16 protein-coding genes are annotated in these 24,311 nt (G+C 42.9%); 10 read left to right on the forward strand and 6 right to left on the reverse strand.

The window, feature by feature from the left end:
- Positions 1-5: 5 nt before the first annotated feature.
- Together IQ276_RS03415 and IQ276_RS03420 are read left to right on the forward strand one after the other, a co-directional pair.
- Entirely contained in the window at positions 6-2,948 is a 2,943-nt protein-coding gene (locus tag IQ276_RS03415) for a methyl-accepting chemotaxis protein (protein WP_193918975.1), read from the forward strand.
- Between the two features lie 203 nt (positions 2,949-3,151).
- The gene (locus tag IQ276_RS03420; RefSeq protein WP_235115385.1) at positions 3,152-8,731 is read left to right on the forward strand and encodes a hybrid sensor histidine kinase/response regulator; all 5,580 of its coding nucleotides are present in this window, start codon (positions 3,152-3,154) and stop codon (positions 8,729-8,731) included.
- 167 nt (positions 8,732-8,898) lie between these two features.
- Here the strand turns inward: IQ276_RS03420 and IQ276_RS03425 are convergent, their stop codons facing one another.
- A complete protein-coding gene (locus tag IQ276_RS03425; protein WP_193919705.1) occupies positions 8,899-9,597 on the reverse strand; it encodes a Uma2 family endonuclease in 699 nt (232 codons plus the stop codon).
- A gap of 225 nt (positions 9,598-9,822) precedes the next feature.
- Here IQ276_RS03425 and IQ276_RS03430 point away from each other — a divergent pair, with 225 nt between their 5' ends.
- Positions 9,823-11,400, forward strand: a complete 1,578-nt coding sequence (locus IQ276_RS03430) for a CPBP family intramembrane glutamic endopeptidase (protein ID WP_193919700.1) — start codon at positions 9,823-9,825, stop codon at positions 11,398-11,400.
- Positions 11,401-11,726: 326 nt separating this feature from the next.
- Here IQ276_RS03430 and IQ276_RS03435 read toward each other — a convergent pair whose 3' ends face one another.
- Complete coding sequence (locus IQ276_RS03435; protein ID WP_193919702.1) at positions 11,727-11,915, reverse strand: hypothetical protein; 189 nt, start codon at positions 11,913-11,915, stop codon at positions 11,727-11,729.
- Positions 11,916-12,143: 228 nt separating this feature from the next.
- On the opposite strand from IQ276_RS03435, the gene IQ276_RS03440 reads away from it, so the two are divergent.
- The 4 genes from IQ276_RS03440 to IQ276_RS03455 all read left to right on the forward strand — a co-directional run bounded on the left by IQ276_RS03440 (position 12,144) and on the right by IQ276_RS03455 (position 16,654).
- A complete protein-coding gene (locus IQ276_RS03440; protein WP_073641034.1) occupies positions 12,144-12,419 on the forward strand; it encodes a TM2 domain-containing protein in 276 nt (91 codons plus the stop codon).
- 329 nt (positions 12,420-12,748) lie between these two features.
- Entirely contained in the window at positions 12,749-13,018 is a 270-nt protein-coding gene (locus IQ276_RS03445) for a hypothetical protein (protein WP_235115386.1), read from the forward strand.
- A gap of 201 nt (positions 13,019-13,219) precedes the next feature.
- Positions 13,220-15,838, forward strand: a complete 2,619-nt coding sequence (locus tag IQ276_RS03450) for a heavy metal translocating P-type ATPase (protein WP_235115387.1) — start codon at positions 13,220-13,222, stop codon at positions 15,836-15,838.
- Between the two features lie 306 nt (positions 15,839-16,144).
- Positions 16,145-16,654 carry an FHA domain-containing protein gene (locus IQ276_RS03455; protein WP_190879376.1) on the forward strand — a complete coding sequence of 170 codons (510 nt, stop codon included), beginning with the start codon at positions 16,145-16,147 and terminating at the stop codon, positions 16,652-16,654.
- Positions 16,655-17,058: 404 nt separating this feature from the next.
- On the opposite strand, the gene IQ276_RS03460 is transcribed toward IQ276_RS03455, so the two are convergent.
- On the reverse strand, positions 17,059-17,406 hold the full coding sequence (locus tag IQ276_RS03460) for a hypothetical protein (protein ID WP_190879361.1): 348 nt from the start codon (positions 17,404-17,406) through the stop codon (positions 17,059-17,061).
- A 151-nt stretch (positions 17,407-17,557) separates the two neighbouring features.
- Here IQ276_RS03460 and thyD point away from each other — a divergent pair, with 151 nt between their 5' ends.
- Complete coding sequence (gene thyD, locus IQ276_RS03465; RefSeq protein ID WP_235115388.1) at positions 17,558-18,478, forward strand: thylakoid membrane protein ThyD; 921 nt, start codon at positions 17,558-17,560, stop codon at positions 18,476-18,478.
- Positions 18,479-18,759: 281 nt separating this feature from the next.
- Here thyD and IQ276_RS03470 read toward each other — a convergent pair whose 3' ends face one another.
- From IQ276_RS03470 to IQ276_RS03480, 3 genes are all read right to left on the reverse strand, one after another.
- Positions 18,760-19,005 (reverse strand): DUF8620 family protein, encoded by a 246-nt coding sequence (locus IQ276_RS03470; protein WP_235115389.1) that lies wholly within the window; start codon positions 19,003-19,005, stop codon positions 18,760-18,762.
- A 157-nt stretch (positions 19,006-19,162) separates the two neighbouring features.
- Entirely contained in the window at positions 19,163-19,585 is a 423-nt protein-coding gene (locus IQ276_RS03475) for a tetratricopeptide repeat protein (protein ID WP_193919532.1), read from the reverse strand.
- Positions 19,586-19,677: 92 nt separating this feature from the next.
- On the reverse strand, positions 19,678-20,034 hold the full coding sequence (locus IQ276_RS03480; protein WP_193919534.1) for an iron-sulfur cluster assembly accessory protein: 357 nt from the start codon (positions 20,032-20,034) through the stop codon (positions 19,678-19,680).
- 328 nt (positions 20,035-20,362) lie between these two features.
- Here IQ276_RS03480 and IQ276_RS03485 point away from each other — a divergent pair, with 328 nt between their 5' ends.
- Together IQ276_RS03485 and IQ276_RS03490 are read left to right on the forward strand one after the other, a co-directional pair.
- The gene (locus tag IQ276_RS03485; protein ID WP_193919536.1) at positions 20,363-22,003 is read left to right on the forward strand and encodes a DUF6930 domain-containing protein; all 1,641 of its coding nucleotides are present in this window, start codon (positions 20,363-20,365) and stop codon (positions 22,001-22,003) included.
- A 1,897-nt stretch (positions 22,004-23,900) separates the two neighbouring features.
- A complete protein-coding gene (locus tag IQ276_RS03490; protein ID WP_206758895.1) occupies positions 23,901-24,077 on the forward strand; it encodes a ribbon-helix-helix domain-containing protein in 177 nt (58 codons plus the stop codon).
- The last annotated feature ends 234 nt before the right edge of the window (positions 24,078-24,311 follow it).

Below are 24,311 nucleotides of genomic sequence, written 5' to 3' on the forward strand. Positions count from 1 at the left end.
AGGAAATGGCAGCAAGTATTGATGGTTACGAGCCAACATATCAACAGGCGATGACCGCCTATGTTCAAAGAAATTATGACGTTGCCGCCACTTTAGTTGACCAAGTGGTGCAAAATTTACCAAATGATCCAAATTCTCATTTATTAAGGGGTCACATCTACTACGTTTTGCAACAGTATGATGTTGCAAAACAAGAATATCAACAGGTATTAGACTTGACTAAGGACCCAGAAATTATTGCTTTTGCCAATAATGGAATTGAGAATATTAATCAATATCTAGAGTCGTTTGGTGGTCAGATTGATACATCAGCAAGTCAAGAGCAAATAAATTCCCTAGAGATGTCTGATGCGCTGGCATATAGCGAAGAAGAATTAGAAGATTTGCCTGCTAGTGAGGAATTTGACAGCAAAAACCTGGATTTGAACTTTTTTGAAGAGGATCGACAAACTGTGAATACAGTTGAAGAACTATCTTCAAACAATCCATTTAATATAGCCACAGAAGGCAGTATTGAAACAGAAAACATATCAGATTCTTCTATAAATTTTGGTGAAGATCCTTTTGCCTTAAATGAAGAATTAGACGAACAAGATTCCAATAGCAGCCGTTGGGAGGAAAACGCAGAATTAGAATTACCTGCTTTTTGGCAAGAAGATAGCTCCGAAGAGAGTCTGGAAGAATCATTAGTGAATAATCATTTTGCAGACAATGAAATAAATTCTACTAACGAAAATTCAGATATTCACAATAATAACTACTCTTCAGCTTCTAATTCACAAACTGGTAATAGTAACAATAATTTTGCTGATTTGTTGAGTGAGTCAGATCCTCAAGATTTCAGTGTTGAAAGTTTAGAACTTCCACAGCATCATTTTGCAGATGAAACTATACTGATTGCTGAAAAAGAACCAAGCAATAGGTTTACAACCAATAACTCAGGATACAATAGTCAAGAAAATTTGTCGGAAACCCAACCTAAGAGTTGGTTGGAAAAAAGAGAATTGGAAGCTGAAGAAGAATTTCAACCAAATTTTTCTGATGATTCTTCATCTTTGGACAAAAATTTTATTTCGGATAAAAAGCAGTTTCAATCACTTCAATTTTCAGACAAAAATAGCTTTGATGAGGATGAAAATTTTGATCTGGAAGCATTTGAGTCTGCCTTTGGATCAGAGAGCTTATCCTCTGATGAAGAGTCAAACAATGTAATGCATCGAGAAAATTCTAAGAGCAATATAGAATTTTTAGATGACTTTGAAGAATTTGATGATTTAGGGAATATTCCAGGGTTTGACCTGATCGAAGGAGATTCTGACTTCGCTGACATAGCAATGCATTCTGCCGCAGCAGAAACCAGTGGTACTGGACGCTCCCAAGTTGTGCAGGCTTTTTCAAGTAATGCAGCAGATCGTGAAGAAGAACTATTCACGATTACTGGTTCACACGAACCAGTTCCAGCCTTTAACCAAGCAGATGTCTCCAAGGTAGAACCCAATGTCAGCGTTGAGCAAGGCTGGTTAGCACCATTAGAAAATGCCCCCATAGAAAGGAAGCAATGGTTAATTGGTGGGAGTGTGGGTATTGCCTCGGCGCTGGTTGTAGCCACAGTCAGCTTTCTCGCCACAACATTTTCTCCACCCCAACAAAGGGAAAGTGTCCGAAATACAGGTTGGGCAATGGCACTGGCTGCCGGACTGACGGGTTTTGCTACCGCAGGCTTCATGGGGAATATCACACTCAAGCAAATTCGCCGCACAACCAAGGATTTGGAGACTCAGTTTGAGGCTGTACGCCAAGGAAATCTGAATGCTCAAGCTACGGTGTATTCGGAAGATGAATTGGGGCATTTAGCTAGTGGCTTTAATGAAATGGCGCGAGTAATTTTCACGACCACAAATGAAGCCCAACGCAAAGCCGATGAACAAGAGGAAGCCAAAGAAAATCTGCAACGCCAGGTGATTCGCCTCTTGGATGATGTGGAAGGAGCTGCCAGAGGCGATTTAACAGTGCAAGCTGAAGTCACAGCCGACGTTCTGGGAGCCGTAGCTGACGCTTTTAACCTGACAATTCAAAACCTGCGGGATATTGTCCAACAGGTAAAAGTGGCAGCCAAGGAAGTGACAAAAGGTGCAACTAACTCCGAAACCTTTGCTAGAGCCTTATCTAGTGATGCTTTGCGGCAAGCAGAAGAGTTGGCAGTGACGCTGAATTCTGTACAGGTGATGACCGACTCGATTCAGCGGGTAGCAGAAGCAGCGCGGGAAGCCGAAACCGTTGCCCGCGATGCAAGTACGATCGCTCTCAAGGGTGGCGAAGCAGTAGAAAATACTGTGGCGGGGATTTTGGAAATTCGAGAAACCGTTGCCGAAACAACTCGCAAAGTGAAGCGGCTGGCGGAATCTTCCCAAGAAATTTCTAAAATTGTGGCGTTGATTTCTCAGATTGCTTCCAGAACAAACTTGCTGGCACTCAACGCTAGTATTGAAGCGGCGAGGGCGGGAGAAGCTGGACGCGGGTTTGCGATTGTAGCAGATGAAGTCCGCCAATTAGCAGACAAATCTGCCAAATCCTTGAAAGAAATTGAACAAATTGTGATGCAAATCCAAAGCGAAACAGGCTCCGTAATGACCGCGATGGAAGAAGGCACACAACAAGTAATTAAAGGCACAAAATTGGCAGAAGAAGCCAAGCGATCGCTCGAAAACATTATTCAAGTGGCGAATCGCATCGATATTCTGGTGCGTTCCATTACCAGCGACACTGTAGAACAAACGGAAACCTCCCGCGCCGTTGCTCACGTAATGCAATCAGTAGAACTCACAGCCCAAGAAACTTCCCAGGAAGCACAGCGAGTTTCAGGTGCCCTACAACACCTAGTAGGTGTGTCCCGTGACTTGATCGCCTCCGTGGAACGTTTCCGAGTAGAAACCCTTGAAACTAGGTAAAAAAGTTAGGAGTTAGGAGTGAGGAGTTAAAAATAAAAATTACAACTTGAAATCAAGTTAGGAGTTAGGAGTGAGGAGTTAGAAATAAAAATCACAACTCACAACTCATAACTCACAACTCACAACTCATAACTCATAACTCATAACTCATAACTCATAATTCATAACTCACAACTCACAACTCATAACTCATAACTTTTGCTATGCTGCCGGAACAACAACAGCGGATTTTGGGTTACTTTATTGAAGAAGCCAGAGACCACCTGAACACCATTGAACAGGGGTTGCTGAATCTAGAGGGTACCCTGAACGACCCGGAAATGATCGGTGAGGTCTTCCGGGCGGCTCACTCCATTAAAGGAGGAGCGGCGATGCTTGGATTGACTAGCATCCAGCATACATCCCACCGTCTGGAAGATTGTTTCAAAGTTCTTAAAGAACATCCGGTTCAGATTGATCAAAAGTTAGAGTCTTTATTTCTCGGCGTATCTGATACCCTGAAAGCGCTGTTAGAGCATTTGAGCGGCCCGTATGGTCTTTCTGAAGAGACAGCTAATACATTGATGTCAGAAACTGAGCCTGTTTTTCAGTGGCTGAATGAGCATCTAGAACAGCTTGTAGAACGAGGAAACAGTGGAGTAGGCAATTCATCTGGAACGGAACTTGCAGGTTCTGTAGATAATGTCTCCACACTCACAGAACTTTTCCTGCGGCGAGATATTCCCAGTTTGGCAGAAGACGGGCATCAGGAATCGACAGAAATATCGTTCGCTGTCGCATCCCAGGAGGTGTCATTCTCAGCCAGCGCCAAAGAAAATCATGATTGGAGCGAGTTTCAAACCCAGGTGCTACAAATCCTGCGGGAAATGTTGCAATTGTTTAAGCAAACAACAACATCTTCAACTCGGCAAAACCTCCAGGAATGCTGTCATCAGTTAGTCAAACTTGGTGAAACTTGGAATTTATCCAAGTGGTGCGGTTTGTGTCAAGCGGCAGCAAGTGCGATCGCCAATCCCGAAAATACTTATCTAACTTTAGCTAAAATTGTTATTACTGAAATCAAGCAAGCTCAAGAATTAGTTCTGCAAGGTAAGGAAGCCGAAATTGCAATAAGTCAACAACTAGAAGCACTGTTGAATTTTGCAGAAATTGAGTTGTTAGAAATTCCCCCTGATTTGTTTGACCTTGAGTCTCCAGCAGAGTCAATCGCTCAAGAAACTGAGGACGCCGAACAGTTAATCATAAATAATTTATCTGAGCCAATTGAAGAACTGAATTTAGAAGAAGATACTAGTGGACACGCTTCTTTTGAGTTACAAAAAACATCATCAAACGCTGCAACTGGAAATAGCTTTACTTTCACTCCACACGAGGAAGCGCATCCAATCAGTAGGAATCATGACCCCAATGGTCCAGAAGTAGGAATAGCTGAGTTAAATACCCTTGCCGATTTATTTGAAGGCGAGACTCCTGATTTAGATGAACCTTGGCAACAAGAAGAAACTTTAGATATTACCGCTACCGATGAATTGGGAATTGATCTTAGTAGCAATGAAACTGAAGATACTGATGGCGATTTATCAGATTTACTTTCGTTTGATGATGATGCCAGCAATGAACAACAGACCAAGACTACCGCTAAGACAGAAGATTTATCTCTGTTATTTGGCGACAACTTCCTAGAAAAAGAAAACTCAGAACCACGAAATCAAGAAATTTCTGCGACGAATTTAGACTTTAGTGATATCAACGAACTCGATTTAAATTTAGATGCTGATTCTGAGGCAATTTTACCAGAATTTACGGAACAACCAATTGAAGAGGTTGTCGCAAATAGTCTGGATGAAAACGATGTAGTTGCGGATTTATTGGCGCTGACACTCGATGATGATAATGAACTGTTAATTACAGGCGAAGTAACTCAACCAGAAAATGATGTTTTTGCTAGTGTAGAACTATCGAGCAACCAAGAAAACAGTCTTGATAATTTATTTTTAGAAACTGAAAATAAAAATTGGGTACAAGAAATTACCCCTAATGATTACATAGAATTATCTCAGCCAACAGATTTGTCTTTAGATAATCTATTTGGTGAAACAGAAGAACATTCAATACTACCTATAAACAATTCTAAAAGTGGTGATTTATTTGATATATCCTCGATAGATACATCTAATTTTTCTCCGGCAGAAGATGATTTGAGTAACTTCTGGAACCAGGAAAGCACAGAAGAATCAAATTCTTTAGCTGAACAAAATGTAGAAAAAACATTAGAAGAAAATCTATTTACTACTAAGGCTGATGATATTTTTGCGGAGAGTCAGCAGTCCACACTTTCTGCTATGGGCAGTTTGGATATAGAAAATTTTGATCTGAATTTCCAGGACGAGGAAGAACTAGATCTGATATTATCAGCGGATGCTGGAGATGATTTATTTGAAGAATTAGCACCGGGTGATTCAACGATTTTTTCTGAAATTAATGAACAAGCGACATTAGAAGAATCAGCACCGTCGTTCACACTGCATCCTGTAGTAGAAGAAATTCATAGCTTATCACAACAACCAGAAACTGTAGATTTCATTCCAGAATTTACTAATCAGCCCCCAGAGATATCTGCTGTTGATTCTCCTCAAACATCTTCCGATTTAGAATTTAATTCCTTTAGCTCCTTTGATAAAAACCCACAAGAGTTGTTTGAGGATGTAGCCGTTGATAATTCCACCTATATTCAGATGGAAATTACAGATGATGTGGTGGGTGAACTATCGATTTTAGAAACTTCAGAATTATCCCAAGCACAGCCAGGTGATTTGTTCGGCTCCTTTGATGAAAATCCACAACTGCTGTTTGAGGATGTGGCCGTTGATAATTCCACCTATATTCAGATGGAAATTACAGATGATGTGGTGGGTGAACTATCAACTTTAGAAACTTCAGAATTATCCCAAGCACAGCTAGGTGATTTGTTTGGCTCCTTTGATGAAAATCCACAAGAGTTGTTTGAGGATGTAGCCGTTGATAATTCCACCTATATTCAAATGGAAATTACAGATGATGTAGTGGGTGAACTATCAACTTTAGAAACCTCAGAATTATCCCAAGCACAGGCAGATGATTTGTTCGGCTCCTTTGATGAAAATCCGCAACTGCTGTTTGAGGATGGAGTTGTTGACAATTCCACCTATATTCAGATGGAAATTACAGATGATGTGGTGGGTGAACTATCAACTCCAGAAACTTCAGAATTATTCCAGAGAAATCCAGAAGTTTTAGATACTGAAAATAATAATTTAGAAACTGCTTTTGATTTTACAGAAAATCCAAATATAGAAAGTGCAGAACTGAGTTTCACAAATGATTTATTGTTTACAGAAATTTCTTTAACAGAAACAGATATTCAAGGAAATGTAGAAACAGATGAAAATCTAGAAGCGAATTTCTTGAATTTAGGAGAGACATCTGAAACTGCATCAGTGTTAGAGGAAGAAAATGCTGTTGCCCTGACTGAAGAATTGACGGAAACAGAAACCGTTGAAGTAGTTGCTTCAGAAGATGAATTTGCCAACTTGGAAGCATTACTAGGAGAGCAATTAGCACCTGTTCCTAAAGCAAAGCAGATACCAGAACTAGATTTTGCTGCCCTGGAAGAATTGCTAGGTACAGATAAGAATGAGGCTGCTGTATCTAGCCGCCAGCCCTTAACTCAACCAATCCCACCGAAAATTTCCCCTCCACCGCGCACAGATGAATTTAGCGACTTGGAAAAGTTGCTAGCAGAAGCAGATCAAACAATATCACACTCCACTCTGGCAAAATCGAATACAAGTAAAACTGCACGCCCATCTACTCGTCGTGCTGCGAGATTTGAAGAAACGATGAAGGTTCCAGTTAAGCAACTGGACGATATGAGTAATTTGGTTGGGGAGTTGGTGGTAAATCGCAACACCTTAGAGCAGGATCACGAACGACTACGGCAATCATTAGATAACTTGCTGATTCAGGTACAACAACTCTCAGATGTGGGAGCGAGGATGCAAGAATTGTACGAGCGATCGCTTTTGGAAGCTTCTCTGTTAGCCGGACGCAAAACCAAAGACTCTGGCTTCCATTCCGAGGACTCTAATTCCGATAGAGGCTTTAGCGAGCTAGAAATGGATCGCTTTACTCCGTTCCATACACTCTCCCAGCAGATGATTGAGCGCATTGTCCGAGTGCGTGAGTCAGCTAGTGACATTGATTTTGTCACCGAAGAAACTGAACGAGTAGCACGGCAATTCCGCCAGGTAACCACCCAGCTACAAGAAGGACTAACAAGAGCGCGAATGGTGCCTTTTGCCCAAACTATCGATCGCTGGCGGCGAGGTGTGCGCGACAACGCCATCAAGTGTGGCAAACAAGTAGAGTTGGTGATTGAAGGCGGCGATACCTTAATTGACAAGATGATTTTAGATCACCTCAGCGATCCGCTAACGCACATGCTGAATAATGCGATCGCTCACGGTATTGAAACGCCAGAACAAAGGCAAGCTGCTGGTAAGCCACCTGTGGGAATCATTACTATTCGTGCCTTCCATCAAGGTAACCAAACTGTGATTTCTGTAGGCGATGACGGTGCAGGTATCGATCCCGCACGGGTTAAGGCTAAGGCAGTCAAAATTGGCATGATTACGGAAGCTCAGGCAAAAACCATATCTCGCCTAGAAGTCTACGATCTACTTTTCCACTCTGGTTTTAGCATCAAAGACCAGGCAGACGAAATTTCTGGTCGCGGTGTGGGTATGGACGTAGTGCGTTCTGCCATTAGCGAAATTCGGGGCACAGTGAACACCGATTCGGCAATTGGCAAGGGAACCACTTTCACAATTCGTTTGCCACTGACTCTCAGTATTTGTAAAGCTCTGTGTTGTGTCTCCGATAGAGCCAGAGTTGCCTTCCCGATGGACGGTGTAGAAGATACCCTCGATATCCCACTCAAAAATATTCAGCATAACGCCAATGGACAATCATTTATTTCTTGGCGTGATACCCTACTGCCATTCCGACCTTTGAAGGAACTTTTAACCTTCAATCGCCAAATTAGTCGCGGTAATGTCTATGGCGGCACCCGAGATGATGATATGGTTTCTGTGGTTGTGGTGCGATCGGCAAATACTTTGATTGCCCTACAGATTGACTTGGTGTTGAGCGAACAAGAAATTGTAATTAAGCAATTTGAAGGGCCAGCACCCAAACCCATTGGTGTAGCTGGTGCTACAGTTCTGGGTGATGGTCGGATTATGCCCATCGCCGACGTGCTAGAAATCATCGACATCTTCCAGGGACGAATTTCTACGCAAATTGGTGGTAGTTCTTGGCAACAAAAATCTACTCCTACAGACATCCCCGCTACCAAGATTGACCCGACAGTGCTGATTGTCGATGACTCAATCACAGTCCGAGAATTGCTCTCTCTGACATTCAACAAAGCAGGTTATCGCGTAGAACAAGCACGTGATGGTCAGGAAGCTTGGGATAAACTCCGCTCCGGTCTGCCTTGTGATATCGTATTTTGCGACATCGAAATGCCCCGTTGCGATGGTCTGGAGTTACTCTCTCGCATTCAGAAAGACTCTAATCTCAACCACCTACCCATCGCAATGCTTACCTCACGGGGTGCAGACAAGCACAGACAAATGGCAGTTCAACTCGGTGCAAGTGGCTACTTTACCAAGCCTTATCTGGAAGAAGCGTTATTAGAAGCTGCATCACGGATGCTCAAAGGAGAAAAACTTGTTAGCTGAACCAAATATTTAGGGACTTCCAAAAAATAAATTATCCCAAATTATTTGTACATTTGTAGGGGCGCACAGCTGTGCGCCCCTACGTTCGCGGAGCGTCCCGCAGGGATGGAATGTTTTTTATTGGAAGTCCCTTAAATCTAAAATCCAAAATTGAGTCACTGACTAAATTAATTCAAAGTATCTGGATTTATTCCCAACCTTCGCAATTCTTCTGCCAGCCTTTGAGCGCGTTGTTCAGCAGTGGTAGCGCGTCTTTCAGCAGCACTAGCTCGTTCTTCTGGTGTTAAATATCTGACTCCTTCTTTGTCATACCAATACAACCAATCCCGCGTAATTCCCTGATAAGTTCCCCGTTGATAACCAATTGCTAAACCTACTTCTGGTAACCAAACCGGATTTCCAGGCTGTAATACATATTCGCCATTTATAAAACGGTAAACTTCTAAAGGTGATTTTCTCCGGCGTTGGGGATTGTAGACAACATAATACAAAATCTCCATCTGGGCATAAAGTTTCTTTATGCTGGTGTATTCTCCACGCCGTCTATGAGAAACAACTTCTAATGCCACAATTGGCATCACCTTTTCTTCCCACAACACATAACTCAAGCGCAAGTTTTCATCAAAAACTCGCTCGACTCCCAAACTTAAAAATCCATCGGGCACAATTGGAGGTAATTCGGGATCGTAATAAATCCCCATATCAACGCCAAAAAACCAATCCATGCGGTTTGCCCACAGCCAAGCTAAGATCGCTTCTAGCAAGCCAGGAATCAAGTGTTGTAGTTGATTATCCACAGGTTCATCGTCAGAATCAGGCAGATCCTCGGCGGAGGGGAAGCAGTGCAATGGGTTGTAATTTAACATAGCGGGTGCGTAGGCGTAGCCCGTCGTAGACATCGCAGACTCATAATATTGATAATATCTATCCACCTCTGACTTTTTCTTGCGATAATTCCCAAGGGGGACGCGGGGACGCGGGGATGAGGGAGATGAGGGAGATGAGGGAGCAGGGTAAGAAAATAACTCCTAACTCCCCACTCACTACTCCCTACTCCCCACTCAGCACTGAGTCAGATAAAAGAGGGACAGATGACACTCAAGCGGTTAATTTTAATTTTTATCATGACGCCAATAGCAGTTCTGTTGGCAGTTTTGTCTTTATTTGGTAGTTGGCAAGAACCTCAGTTTCAAAGCCGCTTAGAACTGTATCAAATTAATATTGCTCTACAAGCCCAAGCTTGGCAATCACAAGATAGCAGCGATGACAATCTCCAGGCGATTCGAGAAGCGATACTTGGTGAGCAACCCCTAGAAAGTGCTACCAAGCAGTATGAGGAAGCGCGTCAATCTGTTCAAAATAATTTGGATAAAGTTAACAACAAACTTGCACAATTGCGTTCTCAACCTGAAATAACTCCCACACTCCCTAAACCTCTACCAGACGTTTCTCCTACTACTAAAACTGCCCAACAATCACAGCAGCAACAGTTACAGAAGTCTTTTAAGGAACTACAAAAATTACTAGCTGAATTAGACTTGCGGCTGGGAATTTTACAAGCACAGCAAGGACAGACGGATACAGCCTTCAAAACTTGGAGCGAATTACAAAAACGCTCAGATATCAATCCAGAATTTGGGGAAACTGCTGCTGTATTGAGTGGACTGTGGAGTAATCCTCCCCGCCTGCTCCCCGATGCTCAACAACCGATTCAAAAGAATTTAGAAGGTTGGTTTCGCTCTACTGCTTTGGTTCAGCTATATCAACTCCAGCAGCGACAACAAGCCCTATCAGCAGTGAAAGCTGCACAACAAGAAGCTGCTGCTGGTGCAGTGTTGAAATTAGCAATTATTGGTACTATTCCGACTTTGGCAGCATTAATTGGTCTAATACTGCTGGTTTTCTTATTTGCTCAACGTTTACTCAAAGGAAAAGCCTCTTTATTAGGTCAAAATGCTGATTTAGCTTGGTCCACGCCTTGGGATGTGGAAACGGTTTTGCAGGTTTTTGTCGTCGGCTTTTTCTTCATGGGACAACTTTTTGTGCCCGTACTACTATCACTGCTCCCTATACCGCGTCCCGTTACTGATGTCCGACTTCAAGCTTTTTCTGTTTTAGTTAGTTACATACTGGTAGCATCCGGGGCGTTGTCAGTGCTGTATTTCTCTATTAAACGCTTTTTTCCACTACCGGAATTCTGGTTTCGCTTCCGTTTTCAAGATAACTGGTTTTTCTGGGGACTGGGGGGCTATTGCGCTGCTTTACCCATAGTTGTAGTAGTATCTTTAATCAATCAACAACTCTGGCAAGGACAAGGTGGTAGCAATCCCCTGTTGCAACTAGCGCTCGAAAGCCAAGATGGTGTAGCACTTGGTATGTTTTTCTTTACAGCGGCGATCGCAGCTCCATTTTTTGAAGAACTTCTATTTCGCGGCTTTTTGTTACCCTCTCTCACTCGTTATTTACCCGTATGGGCATCAATTCTTGTCAGTAGCTCGCTGTTTGCGATCGCTCACCTGAGCTTGTCGGAAATTCTGCCACTCACCGCATTAGGCATTGTATTGGGGGTAGTCTACACGCGATCGCGCAATCTCCTCGCTCCTATCCTCCTCCACAGCCTCTGGAATAGTGGTACTTTATTAAGCCTGTTTATACTTGGTAGTAATTAGTACAAATTTAATACTATTGCTAAAAATGGAAATATCTGATTTTATCTCCATAGATAGCAACAATTTACTAGTCATAATTGGTTGTAAGCATAAATACTCGCTAAAAGCCAAACAACGGCAAAAGCAAATTAAATAATGCTCTGAACATAGACAACAAACTATCCAGCTAAGCATTTATTCTTAATTCGGGTAATTTTAGCTATTTTCGAGATGTTAATTGCCTTACCAAGTTATTTTTGTCGTAATTAATTGGATTGCAAATCCAGTTTGCACTAGCGCAAATAGTTATTGATAACTAAGAAAGAAGTTAGAATTACACATTTTTACTACCCAAACAACCAATACTCGTTATTGCTGCGATCGCCAAAAACTCCGGAAATAATACTGATGGACTTGTAAAAAGTGGTATGCATAGCAATTATTGCTGATGACTGAGGTTGATTCTTTTCAAGATAAATCTCTTGTCTGAAAATCAGTAGAATTGCTGCACCAGGATTTGCAATCAAATCCAGCAAAAGCCGTCAACGAGCTACAAATTTTCGGGCTATGTTGAAAGACATTTGATGTCTGAATCTTGCCAGTGTCTCCTCTAGACTAAAAGCACGCTGATTTTAGTTCTTGATCCTGGCACTTACTCACACTAAAAAAATTAAAAATATATTTGTTTAGCAAATATATTTAGTCACTCTTATTACAATAAAGACTTTATTTTTATACCTCACTTCTTAAGGAGCAGCACTCATATGGCAAATCTCAACCCCAGTCATCCTACTAAACAACTTTTAGCTGGTTACTGTGGCATTATCCTTGGAGGATTTGGCGTTCATAAGTTGATTCTGGGATATGCCCCAGAAGGCTTTATCATGTTGGTAATCTCCGTAGTCGGGGGTTCTTTCACCTACGGCGTTGCCTTATTGGTTATGCAACTTGTAGGTTTAATTGAAGGCATGATCTACTTGAATAAGTCCCCTGAAGAATTTGTGAATACCTACTTTGTGAATAAGCAGGGTTGGTTCTAAGCTAATCAGCATTCAAGTTGCATAATCAGGGCGGGCAAGATGCCCACCCCACAAGATATTGAGAAAATTTTCATCTGCAAATTAGATGTGTTTTAGCTTAGTACACCGTGGCGGAAGTTTGCCTACATTGAACAAGGGGCTTTACCCGGATTTCTCACCACATCTCTCAAAACCTTGTGCTCTTGAGCAGGGGAGCAGGGGAGCAGGGGAGAGTTCAATGTGCCAAGTTCAATCCCCTCTGCCCCTCTGCCCCTCTGCCCCTCTGCCCCTCTGCCCCTCTAATCTCAAGCTTGTGAGAAATGCGGGTTTAGCCCCTTGTCTGCTAAGCGATGGTAGCTGGCTTGACGCTGTGCTGTACTAAGCCAATTGATAGCAGCAGTTTTACATTTATTCCTATTGATATGGTCATTCTCAAACCTAAACAGCTGAGCTGGGTCATGTTTTTCTTGTTGGGCATAGGGTATTTCAACGTCATGTCTCATTTAGAAATTGACAATTTTTGGAAAAGCCTCATTGTCCTGATGCCAATGCAGGTTGCAGCTATTATTTATGTGACTTACAGCAGAATTCAGAATTCAGAATCCAGAATTGGGAAGTAAGACAGGGTAAGCTTTTGTACTTCAGCAACTTGAAATCTGCTGTATCTACGCTGGAGCCGTAATTGACGCTCGGCGCGGTAGGATAAATTAATAAATTTAATATGGTTGACATTCAGTCGTAGTTCCAGATTTCGCCTACGCTCGAATTAGAGACGCTTTTAGTCAGGCGTTGAATTTTCGTAGCGAATCCAAACACTTGCCATGCAACTTGTTCCCAAAACTAAGGTAGACCGAGAATTTGCCCCAATCCTAGAGAAAATTATTCTAGATGTTGGAGGTATGAAGTGCGCTGGGTGTGTGAAGGCTGTAGAGCGACAGCTAAGCCAGCATCCAGGAGTCAAAAGCGCCTGTGTGAACCTGGCAACAGAGGTAGCAGTTGTAGAGTCACAAGCGGGTGTGGTAGATGCAGATGCACTGGCAAAGCAATTAACAGCCGTTGGATTTCCGACTCAACCCCGAAAAGCCAGTGGTACAGTAGCAGGGGAGATATCTAACTTACCAGACCCAGCAGAACGGCAACGCCAACAAATGCACTCTTCACTCAGGCAGTTGGCGATCGCTGCCCTGTTGCTGGTATTGTCGGCAAGTGGACATTTTGGTAATATTGGCAGTTCAGTGCTGCCAATATTGGATAATATCTGGTTTCACTGTGGACTGGCAACGATCGCCATCCTAATTCCTGGCCGCCCGATTTTTGTAGATGGTTGGCTGGGGTGGCGGCGAAACGCACCTAACATGAACACGTTGGTGGGATTGGGAACCCTGACAGCCTACATTGCTAGTTTAGTAGCGCTGCTGTTTCCCCAAATGGGTTGGGAGTGCTTCTTTGACGAACCAGTAATGATGCTGGGCTTTATTCTCTTAGGAAGAACATTAGAGCAACAAGCTAGAGGTCGCGCTGCCGCGGCATTTAGGCAATTGCTGGCACTCCAGCCACTCTTAGCGCGGTTGATTGCCAACCCAGAGGAAGCGGGAATCGGGTCTTCTAGTGTAGAGATTCCCGCTGAACAGGTGCGGGTTGGAGAATGTTTGCAGGTGCTGCCAGGTGATAAAATCCCCGTTGATGGTGAAGTGATAGCTGGTCAAACAACAGTCGATGAGTCGATGTTAACTGGGGAAGCAGTACCAGTGAGCAAGCAACCGGGAGATCCGGTGACAGCTGGGACACTAAACTACTCAGGGGCGATCGCCATTCAAGCAACACGTGTCGGCAGCGATACAACTTTAGCTCAAATTGTTGCCCTAGTAGAAGCCGCCCAAACCCGCAAAGCCCCAGTACAAAAATTAGCAGATACAGTCGCAGGTTACTTTACCTACGGGGTATTGACAGCATCTGTATTAACATTTATCTTTTGGTACTTTTTTGGCACTCACATCTGGACTGCTGATGTCACCATGTCTGGCGGCATGGAAATGGCTCACCACTCCCCACTCAGTACAGACGCGATTAATCCCGTCTCTACCCACTCTCCCCTATTAATTAGCTTAAAATTAGCGATCGCCGTCATGGTAGTCGCCTGTCCCTGTGCTTTGGGACTAGCCACACCAACAGCCATTCTTGTCGGCACTGGTATGGGCGCAGAACGGGGTCTGTTAATCAAGGGCGGCGATGTTTTAGAAAAAGTACACAAGCTAAACACCGTAGTTTTTGATAAAACCGGCACCTTGACCACAGGTAACCCCGTCGTCACAGATTGTTTGTTAATTGAGGGACTGGGGACTAGGGACTGGGGACTAGGGACAAGGGCACAAGGAGACAAGGAGACAAGGAGAGAGGGGGATAACTTGCAACAAGTCTTTCCCCTTGTCCCCAATTCCCCTTGTCCCCCCACCCTCTTCCCCAATCCCCAATCCCCAATCCCCAATCCCCAATCCCTAATACAACTAGCCGCAGCCGTAGAAAGCGGTACTCACCATCCCCTAGCAAAAGCGATTCAGCAAGAAGCACAGCAGCAGGAGTTATCGATTCCAGAGGCTGTGGACTTTCACACGGAACCAGGACTGGGGGTGTCAGCTGTAGTAGAAGGCACAATCGTGCTGTTGGGTAATTCGGACTGGTTGAGTTGGCATGGAATTGCCATCAGCGAAACTGCACAACAGGTAGCACAGGATTGGGCAACAGCTGGTAAAACCGTGGTTTTCGTGGCAGTTGGCGGAACTTTAGCCGGACTAATTGCTGTTTCCGATCCCCTGAGACCAGATGCTAAAACCACCGTAAACAAGTTACGTCACATGGGCTTACGGGTAATGCTCCTCAGTGGCGATCGCCTAGAAGCAGCCAACGCCATAGCCAAAGAATTAGGATTAGATAGCACTGATGTGATCGCAGGTGTCCCCCCGGCTAAAAAAGCGGCTGCAATACAGTCTCTCCAGAAAGAGGGACTGGGGACTAGGGACTGGGGACTAAGAAAAATTCTTCCCCATCCCCAATCCCCAATCCCCAATCCCCAATCCTTTGTCGCAATGATTGGTGATGGCATCAACGATGCCCCAGCTTTATCCCAAGCCGATGTCGGAATTGCTTTATACTCAGGGACAGATGTGGCCATGGAAACTGCTGAAATTGTCCTAATGCGCGATCGCTTAAACGATGTCGTCGAATCTATTCAACTCAGTCGCGCCACCTTCAACAAAATTCGCCAAAATCTATTCTGGGCTTTTGCATATAATACAGTTGGTATTCCTTTAGCAGCAGGTGTTTTGTTCCCTAGTCTCGGTTTTGTTCTTAACCCATCCGGTGCTGCTGCGTTAATGGCTTTTAGCTCTGTTAGCGTCGTCACAAACTCAATATTATTACGGCGTTTGTCTCAACACCCGTAGAATATTATTGTCAAGCAGGATTTTCAAGCACAAATCTTGCTTATTTCTAAACTGTTACGCATTTAAGTTGCTTATTTAGTCGTGGAGGTTCTGATTAGTCATTAGTCATTGGTCATTCGTTATTCTGAACTAGCAAAGGACAAAGCACAAGGTCAAAAGCTCAGCTTTCCTTGGATCGAGACTTTGCAAGAGAGGACAAATGACAAATGACAAATGACGAGTAGAACGGCCATGTTCTACTCTTTCAAGGTATTATGCAGTTTTAAACCTGATTTAAATCGCCAGCACAAACTAAGGTGCGTGAGAATGGCAAGATACGATACTAAACAAATCTTGATTAATCAAAGTTCCACCGATTTTAGCAACGATTTGTCAATGGCAGCAGAAATCAATGAAAACCATCTACTGATTCTTGAAGACGATCAAGGTCGCAAGGAATTTTCTTTAGAGCAGCCCGTCTATTCTATTGGTAGAGACCGCGAATGTAATATCCGTTTGATGTCGCAGTTTGTCTCCCGCCGTCATGCCACATTAGTGAGATTGCCACGAGAGCATAATAGTCATAGCTACTATTACCGAATAGTAGATGGCGATGCCAAAGGAAAGCCTAGTTCCAACGGTTTGATGATTAATGGACGCAAGATGCCAGCCCACGATCTAAAAAATGAAGACGAGATCGTTTTTGGTCCTCAAGTACGTGCCATTTATTACCTCTTAAGAAACTCTCAGCGTTTGGGGCAAACGGATTCAAGTGAGTACGACATTACATTAATAAACCCCGGTATGACCGAGGATTTAGAGGATTTAGGAGACTGAATTAGAACCACTCAAGTGAAAAGCCCACCAATAAAATAAAGTCTGGTAATCCCACAGCCCAAAGCTGTGGGAGCATCAAGAAGAGGTAGGGGAGCAGGGGAGCAGAGGGGAAAGAAGACCGCCCACAAGGAGCCGGCCATGAACCTCCTCCAATAAGAGAAGATTCCGCCCACAAGGGGCAGGATTTGTACCGAAAATAATTTTTCTCCTTTGCCCCTCTGCCTTATTATCAACTAGATCTTTGTGCAAGCGCCTACAGCCAGTAGGCTTGGAGATAATCCGAACTAGGGAAATATTCGCAAGTCCGTAGCAAAACAAGTCTCATAGGCTAGTCATCTCTTGCGTTGAAATCTGGCTCTTTCAAGCCCATACTGACCCCTTAGGGAAGTGTGGGTAGTTGACAGCTATCCTGCAAGAATTTCAATCAAATGCCAATGACGGCTACTTTCGATCGCCTGCTTGATGAATTCAAACATTTGTCGGCAGTAATTATCCACTTGCAGTGGCAGTTCTTCATTTTTAATCACAATACTCATCCGGGTTTCTGTTTCAGTACTTTTTGATTTATCAATTAGTACTTCCAGTGTGACTAATTTAGAAAAAGAAACATTACCAGGAAACTCACGAGCGATAATGTAGTCGCCCGTCTGGTATTGAATATCCAACTGACAGTCCTGTAGAAGTTCTACCAGTAACGGCTGGAGATGGTCACTAGGAACAGAAACAAGAAATGAACAGGTATAGCGACCCATAATAGCCCCACGCCTTGCAACACTCCGTCCATCCTATGATACCGAAGCATGTGACATACTCTTACACTGATTGCAAGCAATGCCAGCCACTCGGTTTTCAGCTTTCAACGCGATAAAAAACTTTAAAATAAGGCTTTGGTAGAGGTAAAAAATGAAAGTAGCAGTTACTGGAGCAACGGGGTTTGTTGGTAGTCGTTTGGTACAAAGACTCCATCGGGAAGGCCATAGAATACTGGTGTTAACTCGGAATGTTACTTTTGCTCAAAAAGTTTTTCCATCTGGGGCTTTCCCTAATCTTGAAATTGTTGCTTATACTCCGACTAAATCAGGTTCTTGGCAAAGTGCGATCGCACTTTCTGATGCGGTAGTTAATTTGGCAGGAGAACCCATTGGTGAGGGACGCTGGACACCAGAACGCAAGCAAGAAATCCTCAATAGTCGGAAGTTAGGCACACAAAAAATCGTGGAAGCGATGGTCAATGCTAACCCTAAACCAACAGTGTTAGTCAACGCTTCGGCTATTGGTTACTACGGCACTAGTGAAACAGCTACCTTTAATGAAACAAGTTCATCTGGTAAGGATTTTCTCGCCCAAGTCTGCCAAGCCTGGGAAGCAGAAGCTACAAAAGTAAAAGACGCTGGTGTACGGCTAGTAATTCTGCGTTTCGGTATTGTTTTAGGCAACGGGGGTGCTTTGGCTAAAATGATTCCACCATTTAAACTCTTTGCTGGTGGACCCATTGGCAGTGGTCGTCAGTGGTTCTCTTGGATTCACGTAGACGACTTAGTTAACCTGATTCTGCAAGCTTTAACGAAACCAGAAATCGAAGGGGTATATAATGCCACTGCTCCTAACCCAGTGCGGATGGCAGATTTAAGTCATTCTTTAGGAGAAGTGATGCATCGTCCTTCTTGGTTACCCGTCCCTGGTTTTGCGATCGAAGCCCTTTTAGGAGACGGGGCAATAGTAGTTCTAGAAGGTCAAAAAGTCCTACCCAAGCGCACTGTGGAAACAGGCTTTGAGTACCGTTATCCTAATTTACAAGCAGCACTAAAAGAAATTCTCAGATAGAGTTTGGGAGTAGGGAGTGGGGAGTGGGGACTGGGGACTGGGGACTGGGGACTGGTGAGTGAGGAGATGAGGGAGATGAGGGAGATGAGGGAGATGAGGGAGCAAGCAGGGGAGTAGAAGAGAAGTTGCTGGAGTCTTTCCCCTCTGCCCCTGGAGCCTCTTTCCCCATGCCCAATCCCCAATCCCCAATCCCCAATCCCCAATCCCCAATCCCCAATCCCCAATCCCCAATCCCCAATCCCCAATCCCCAATCCCCAATCCCCAATCCCCAATCCCTTAACTATTGACTAGAGAAAAATTTTTTGGAAACCCAACTGGTAATACCGCTGAGAATGGCACCGCCCATCAGGATACCAATTGCTGGGTTAAATAAGGGTTGCCACAATTGATGCCACAAATCCAAACCCAAGTTTACTCCCGCAGCATCGCCAAGGGCTGCGATCGCTAACCAACCAAAGCCAAACAAAACCAAAAATACATCTGCGACTAAAAACAGGTTTAGCCAATTTAACAACTTATCTTTCATGATTGGGATGGGGATTGGGTACTGGGGATTGGGAATTAGCCAAACAGGGCATTGGGAAAGTAGGAGGTGTGGGAAAGGCGAAAAGCTTTTTTATCATCTTCCCACACTTCCTCATCCCCCTCATCTCCCTCATCCCCCACTCCCCACTCCCTACTCCCTACTCTTCAAACAGCCATTTTTTCACTTTTATCAAACTCTGCCAATCTGGTTTCCTAGTTAAACCGTCTTCAATACTATTTTTTATTTCATCTGCCCATTCTGGGTTGACAAAAATTAACTGTTGTGCAAAGTCAATGTGTTCCCGCAAACCTTTTTGACCTGTTTCCAGCATAGCTAGGGCCAGATTAATTCTCCCCTGTGGGTCTTGTGGATTTATCTTGACTGCTTTGTTTGCAGCTTTGTAAGCCAAGTTGGGTTTGTTATCGAGTAGATATAACCACGCTAAACAAATCCAAGCTGAACTAGTTCTAGGGGCGCGATCGCACACTTCTTTAAACACAGGGATTAAAGAATCTACTGGTTCTCCAGCTTTATAACGTTCTAAACCTGTGTCAAACAGGGATTCAACTGTTTGAGTCATACTAAATTAGTCAATAGTCATTAGTTATTGGTCATTAGTCATTGGTCATTGGTCATTTGCTTTGGACAAATGACAACTAACAAATGACAATATTACACCCCAAATGACTTACCGCAACCGCAAGTTTGGCTAGCGTTGGGGTTAGTAAATTGGAAGCCACCGCCAATCATGGCATCGCTATAATCGAGCATTAAGCCATAGAGATATAATAGGCTCTTGCGATCGCTAACAATTTTGAAGCCGTCGTAGTCGAAAACTTCGTCCTGAGGACTGATCTTGCTGGCGTCTTCAAAGTCCATCATGTAAGACATCCCAGAGCAGCCACCCTGACGTACTCCTACCCGCAAGCATAAATCTGTGCCTTGCCTTTCCTGGAGGGATTTTACCTGGCGCAATGCGGTTTCGCTCAACAGAATTCCGCGTTGTTGAGGCTGAATTGCTTGTGTCATATGCTTTTTCAACTCCTTAACTAGTCTAGGGGTTACCAAGTGCAGGCTTGTTATTGCCTTTAGGTCGCCCATTGGTGTTTTTGTATTCATTCTAGCGACATAGATGCCGCTAGATGCCAAATTGTAAACACTCCGTCAAAAGCGCCCAAAGATTTTTATTCTAGAATTGAGAGACTCACTGTATTTTATAGATTCGTATTTTGGAGTTCGAGCCTTTTGGCAGCCACAGATACAACCACTTTTCTGGTGCAGCCATGAAAATTTTATCCGAGGCTAGCCATCCCCAAAAGTTTAGTTCCTAAATTGCTTGTTTTGATTAAGTTACTCTATGACAAGTTTTAATCGCTCTACCAGTCGTCGGTTGAAGAAATTAACTCAAATTCCTTCTGTATGGGAGGGCGATCGTCGTCCGTTGTCATCACCAAGCCAGCATTCAGACTCAGAGGGTAAGGGAGAATGCATTCTTTGGGTAGATTTCTCCCAAGGCATTGTCCGAGGTATGGATGTGGTAGCTTCAGATATCGGTCCAGAAGCAATAGTTCGCACCTTAATGCGAGCAATGGAACATCCCCACAGTCCAGCAAAACCTGCCAGACCCCAAAGAATTGTAGTCAAAGACCGCGAAATCCAATTTTACCTGCGAGGGGTGCTGCAAGATTTGGATATCGCCATTGACTACGCACCAGAACTACCTTTGATTGACGAATTGTTTCGCGGGTTTGCTGACATCCTCGATAGTCAAACCCCCGACTTACCTCCACAGTACGCACAAATTTTGCGAGAGAAGGCATTTGCAATTTGGCAAGCGGCACCTTGGGAATTTCTGGAAGAACAGCAAATTTTGTCAATAGAAATTAATAAGTGGGATGTTGGTACACTCTACGCCTCCATTATGGGAATGCTGGGAATGGAGTATGGCATTTTGTTTTATCGTTCAGAAGAGTCTCTGAAGCGGTTTCGCGCCGCAGTTTTAAGAGATGAAGAATCAAAAGAGCGTTTAGAAGAAGCCTTCCTCAAGCAAGATTGTCTGTTTCTCACTTTTGAGAGTGCTGATGAAACCGACGAAGATGACGATGATATGGATGATTTGGCAGATTTGCCACTTTCAGATATTGACCCCACTTTCGGTAATATCCACCCCTTAGAAGGACTGCGTTCTGTTTTGTATGACGAGGAAGCACTGGTAATTTTTGTTGCCATCGAAAGTTTGATCCGTTTTCTTCGCGATCATCGGCGCCAGCTGCATTCTGAAATCTTCCCCACCCTCAGCCGTCGCTATCGCATTTCTCCCCCACAGTCTGAAGAATCAACTAAATCTGTGGCTGTGACAGTCTCTACCATGCCGCAGTTAGCAGCAGAATTAGAGGAAATGGCTGGCTTTGGTGTTGAGGATGACGAGATTGACAACCTTGACTCTGGGACTTTCCGCTCATTACAAGATGACTTGATACCAGAAGATTCTTTCCTCAGTTTAGGTGTGGTGTCTTGGGAAATGTTGGAGTATCTACGAAAAGGCGTCAACTACCATAAGGCTGGCGAAATCAAACCAGTGGGTGACGGTTTGCCGGTGATTTTAATTCAAACTTCCCGGCCTAAGGCTAAAACTGTAATTGAAAGGATTGAAGCAGCAGGGGGACTCAAAGCAATTTGCTTTAATCCAGGCGCTGACCCCTTTGATGGCGATCGCTATGACCTCGGTTTATTGCAAACTCAAAATGGCGAATTGTTCCTCTTTGGTGAATTTTTAGATGAAGATCCAATTCATGTAGAAGCCCGGAAAAAATGGAATCAGCGGTGTAAAAATACTAAAGGCTACTGTGGTTTAATCATTGCCAAAGGACTCACCGGAGCTTCGCGCGGTAATCCCCAGTTACGAGATATGATGGCTTTGTTTGAAGGGCGATCGCTCTCACCTAAAGATTTAGGCATTGGTACTCTCCAACTCATGCCCCAACTTAAATTTGAATAGTTGCACTCATAGCCCTAATCCTCAATGTCAGATTGCGGCTATGAGAAATTACACCAGAATTGGTGAATTCAGGAGCGGAGCCGGAAACGCTCCCCGGCTTGGCGTCAGAATGGGCTACGCCATGCTGCGCTAACAGAATTAGAATAGGCTCTGTGCCTCCCTTTGAGGCCTAGATGCTCTACTTGACGCTGCTTGAAATCTGCTGTAAGTCTAGCTCTATAAAACTTACACAGATATTAACTGCAACTCTATTTTGCTTTCTCTTCTCTGTGCCTCTCATACCTCCTGCGTCAGACAAAAAATATTTATGCAAGAGACTCCATGAATTGCAATCACTTGGAGCAATAAAAATTTATTTTCCCTACTCCCCACTCCCTATTTTAAAGACGGGTCCAATGGTTAAGGCTTTACCCCTATTCCCCATTCCCCAAACTGAAAGTTACGGTTTAGCAGATTAATTTGTATGATATCTACGCCAAAAACCAACTTTACCACCCATTAGAAGTTTACTTTACCTAAATTTCATGAAGTACGTATATTCTCAAATTTTCTAGTATTTTAATTCATAGATTACTCGGTATAAAAAATCACTATTTAATCAATATTTTTTATAAGTTGGCTTTTAATTAAACCTAGCTGATGCACTTAAATATCAAAATCTTCTTTTGAAGAGCTTTCTCGGCTTAGTATCTTGTTGTGTATTAATATTATTAAGCAAAAGCTCAAAAGCATAACTTTTGCTTTGTAAGTTTTTTATAAAGAGTGAAAAACAGACTATTTTTTGTCTAAATAAAGATTATTTAAAGTGCGTAGATCATAGCTATAATGAACACACCCAGTAAAAATATTCAAAGGTTCAATCATTATTTATTAAGTATAATTACCACTAAATAATGATTGAATGTCAAATATTTTTGAGCAATCATTTCTATTTTAGATATAGATGCGAGCAAAAATTTTACTCTCGAATATGTAACACGATAATTACCTAAAAATAATTTCTATCACCTCCAGATAGATGAAGACAATAAAGAAAAAAATATTTTGTTGTCAAATCAACAAATTATATCGTTAGAGGGAAGAGAAAAAATATCCAAAAATTCATCGTATCTTTACGGGGAGTTAGTCTAAAACCATGAAATAAAACTAAAATATTATTATAGGCAACAGCCAAGTAACATCACGTTTTTCGGTGCGTCAATCTGTGTAATATTACAGATAATGTTGTTAAAATTTACCAACAAATCTTGGATATTTACACCCCAGTTTTTTTGACTACAAGATTAACAGGGGAAGTGAATCAGTTCAATCAAAAAAAGCCAAAAGTTATGGCCGTTCAAGTAACTCTTAGCTGATTGGTTGCAGTAATACATGTAAATGGGTGTTTGGTCTAGAGCGATCGCTTATTTACCTACTTTTCAGTAAGTGTTAACTAATTATATATACCAGTCAAACCTGTCCCAGGGTCTGCATTTAGGCACGATAACGATTCTCAAACTTAATTTTCAGGTCTTATACCAGATGTTCTCTCTAAGAACGTTGGGTAAACTTGCTAAAACAGAAACTCAAATGGTTTCCTTGGAAAATAGTTTTGAAAATCTTGGTTTAGTCAACAGTAGGCGTCTCAAATTCGCTCTTGAAAATTTAATTGTCAGGCTTTACTCATGCTGTTACTGAGGTTATTATTTTCACAAGCAAGTATGTGCTTTTTATGCTGTCACAATGGTAACAAAAAACTACACTTTTTTGATTTTTTTAGAAAATTATGAATCCTTTGACAAAACGAACAATCTTAATATTAATGGTATTACTTGTTTCCTGACACAAACTCTGATAATCTTATCGTTTTCCTCTTTACTTAGACCTTTTTCGATGATGTAAATATACAGCACATAGCATGATAATGACAAATAAAAAATGGGCCGTAAAACGTATAACTGTCAATCTCGCAACACAGGAAGCGGAAAAACTAGAAAAATATTGCCAACAAACAGGTAGACCCGCAACCGATGTCATTCGTGAACTGATTAGAAGTTTGCCTGTGTCTGACGACGGCAAAGATGTAAATAGGTAAGAAGATGCTTTGACCACTTACCAGATAACTGCTTGACCAGTAAAAAATAGCTGTGATACTTTTTTGAGTCCGCTGCAATGGACAAGAGTTTGTTTAATCGATACAGGCGCGTTTTTCTCGCGTCTGGTCATTTGCTGGGACTAAAAGGAGTAATCAAAGACGTTTTAGTATTGACATTGCCTAGCCTTAATATGCTGGAGAGTTGATATTAAGTAGCAAATTCCGACGCCAACC

Source organism: Desmonostoc muscorum LEGE 12446 (genome assembly GCF_015207005.2).
GTDB lineage: Bacteria > Cyanobacteriota > Cyanobacteriia > Cyanobacteriales > Nostocaceae > Nostoc > Nostoc muscorum.